Origin of the sequence: Prosthecobacter sp. (assembly GCF_044236155.1) — a bacterium.
GTDB lineage: Bacteria > Verrucomicrobiota > Verrucomicrobiia > Verrucomicrobiales > Verrucomicrobiaceae > Prosthecobacter.
Genome location: NZ_JBIIHA010000054.1, coordinates 1 through 3,185, shown reverse-complemented (window position 1 = coordinate 3,185; position 3,185 = coordinate 1). Strand labels below are relative to the sequence as shown.

2 protein-coding genes are annotated in these 3,185 nt (G+C 59.7%); both read right to left on the bottom strand.

What is annotated here, in order from left to right; genetic code table 11:
- Positions 1–58 precede the first annotated feature (58 nt).
- Entirely contained in the window at positions 59–436 is a 378-nt protein-coding gene (locus tag ACILSE_RS22485) for a hypothetical protein (protein WP_395719691.1), read from the bottom strand.
- Between the two features lie 160 nt (positions 437–596).
- On the bottom strand, positions 597–3,185 hold a 2,589-nt coding region (locus ACILSE_RS22480; RefSeq protein WP_395719690.1), incomplete at its 5' end, for a protein kinase domain-containing protein.

Genomic DNA, 3,185 nt, shown 5'->3' with positions numbered 1-3,185 from the left:
ATGAAGTGGCTTCATGGCATGGGGTGGGTGAGTGTTGGGTGATGACAGAGTTGACGGCTTAGAATTCGGAGTGGCGATAGACGCCACGCACAGGCGGCGGGTTGGTGATCTTGCGCGCCTCGCCGAGCAGCACTCCAGGCTCGATGCCGCCGACCTTCGTTTTCGGTACGAAGACACGTTTGCCATCTCGCGCATCTACGAGCCAGACACCGTGCGCTTCATCACGCGGAGCGGACAACGGATAGTCCTTTGGAATGTAAGCGGGCGGTGTGTCCGCCACACGCCGCCACAGGCCCATGGCGTTCCATTCGGATTCGGGAGCCGGGCCCCTGTGCCGGTCACGGATGCTGCTGAGATATTCGGGCAGAAGGACGGTGCACGATTCCAGCATCAACAAGGCACTGAACAAGCTGATAAGGGCGATCGGACGTTGCATGGCTGATGATCGGGTTGGGAGTTGCGGGATGTCGTATGCGCCCCTTGAACTCCTACTTCCGAGTCGCCAGCAAAAGGTTACAGGTGGATCTGCATCATGTTGATTCCTGGATCTTGAGCGGCTTTCTGTACGCACCTTCAACCCGCCAGGCGCGCCGCAGTCACCGAGCTGTCTCAACCACATCAATAACCGGAAGAACTTCCTCCGGAAGTCCGTCGATCGGCCAGTCAAGACTGAGTGCCTTCAACTGTTGGCGCAGCAGCGCAACATCCCAAATCACCAGATGCTGTCTTGCATCCGCGTTCACCAGCAGCGTGCCATGGGGCGGTGAGAAGATAAGCGGGCGTTGACGGTCAAAATCAGGCGAGGTCATTTCACGGAAGGTTGGCGCAGCGATGATCAGGGCACGATTGCGCTCTGATTCGATGGCAATGGCCGTGCCACGTGGACTAAAGGCCATGGCACCATATAAGTCCCCCAGACTCGTCGGGACGGTGTGAGCGCGCTCCCAAGTTCCAATCTTCCAGAAGGCATATTCGACACCGTTACCTGTCACCAGCAGCTTGCCGTCGAGGTTGAAACCCACGTTGGCGCTCCCGCTCACGGGAAGATTGGTGACACGCCCGTCTGGCAGCGACCACACCCGCACTCCCTGTCCATGCCATGTCCCTGTCGCGACCCAGTTTCCCTCGGGGCTGATTGAGACAAAGCTGGCGTGCGGCTGGGCCGCGAACTCACGTGGAGCGGTCCCGGACTTGAGATCGAAGAGGCATACCTTCGAGGGCAGTGTCGCGGCCAGCCAGCGGTCATCACGACTGATGGAGGCCCATTGCCTGCCTTCCCGTGGGTCGATCTTCTCCATCGCACCAAGAATGATGCGTTGGTGAGTGGCGTCAGCGGTCTTCATGACCGGCCAGCGCAGCAACCCGCCGGCCCCACTCAAGATGAGCGCATCCGAGGACCACAGGATCGAACGGGAGCCTTTCAAATCGATGCGACCGATCAGTTCTCCGTCGCGATTCCAAAAACGCACACCATCTTCTCCTGCGGTTGCCAAAGCGGTGCCGTCCTTCGTCCATGAGGCACTGTTGATGAAGCTTCCCGGGTGACCCTCGCCAAAACGCACCACGGAGCCATCATTCACCTCCATCAGCATGGCCTGATTGCCCTCTGCGAACGGTCCCAGTCTGCTGCCGTCGGGTGAAACATTCAAAAGGTGCAGCGCACGCGCAGGCAAGCTGATCTCGTTCTTGGCGGTTCGTGAATCCCATAGAGTGACAAAGCCGTCTTCGCTTTCGCTGAACAAATGCCGGCCATTGGGATGCCAGGCCAGGCTCAAGATCGCCGCATTGTGCGCCTGCCACGAACGACTGGTGGCAGGCTCCTGATCGATATTCCAAAGATAGATCGTGCCGTCGGTGGCAGGCACGGCAAGCGCCTGCCTGCGGGGATGCCAGGCGATGGCACGTGCGGAGTCGCATCGGGTAAAAACATGCTCCGGCCTTTGCTCGTTTATAGCATGCACCACCACTCCGCCGCGCTGCTGGCTTGCCGCGACCCATTGGCCGTCGGGGCTGCACCGGACTGTGTGAGGCTCGGCGGTAAGTTTCCACGTCCGCGTGACTTCACCACCGGGGATTGCCATGATCCTGAGCTCCGTCGCTGTTCCGACAATGAAGCGCGTGCCATCCGGTGTGAAGTCGAAGGCGTGTAGGTGGACATCGCTTATCTCCAACATTGGCCTGCGCGATTTCAGGTTCCAGATCACGACTTTGCTGTTTTCCTCATCGGGTTTTCCATATCCGGCGGCCAGGAGCTGCGCGTCGCGGCTGAAACGAAGGATGTGTGAAACAGAAAGGCCTGTCTCGGGAAGTTCGAACTTTGAGTCATTCTTCGGGAGCGTTGTCACGAAGATCCGGCCGTCTGCGCCTGCTTGGGCGAAGGTCGAGAAATCCGGGCTGATTTCACCCAGAGCTGGCTGCCTGCCTTCTTGCAAAGGCCAGCGTTGCGCAGCCCGCATGTCTGGCAGGCTCAGGCATGCGATTGCCTCGTTCTGCAGGCTGGGAAGGTGACGAAGTTGAAAATCACGTGGCAGCTTTTGGGTGATCGCCAGCGCTTCTTGAATGGCGTCCAGGCCCTCCCATCGTCTGCCGGGCTTGTCCTTGTAGCGCAGCGCTGAGGCCTTGCTGATGAAGCCGTTCACCGAGGACATCAGCTGGACTTCCATTATCTGGCGGTTTTCCTCTGCCTGCTTTTGGTTCTCCCGCGCCTTGTGCAACGCATATAAGGTGCTGATCACCGCCACCACGCCCGTCAGTGCCAGCCCGCTCACCAATGCCGCCACACCCGGCCTGCGGCGCGCCCATTTGTTCAATCGTCCCGCCACAGTGGAAGGACGTGCGCTGATCGGCAGCAGTCCGAGCCAGTTTTCCAAGTCATCCGCCAGCGCATTGGCGGATGCATAACGCCGGCGCGGGTTTTTCTCCAGGCACTTCAGGCATATCGTCTGCAGATCGCGGTCGAGCAGAGGGTTCAAGGTGCGCGGCGGAGTTGGTTCACGCTCGGCCACAAAGCGCAGCATTTCATGGATGGACGCGGACTGGAATGGTGGCCGGCCGGTGATCATTTCATACAGCACTGCGCCGAGGCTGTAAATGTCCGTGGCGGTGGTGACCTCGTTCTTGGTGGCGCTCACTTGCTCCGGGGACATGTACTGCGGTGTGCCGAGCACGCGGTCTGACATAGTGAG

Coding starts and splice junctions, on each gene's coding strand:
- ACILSE_RS22485 (WP_395719691.1), bottom strand. CDS start 436: ATGCAACGTCCGATCGCCCTTATCAGCTTGTTCAGTGCCTTGTTGATG.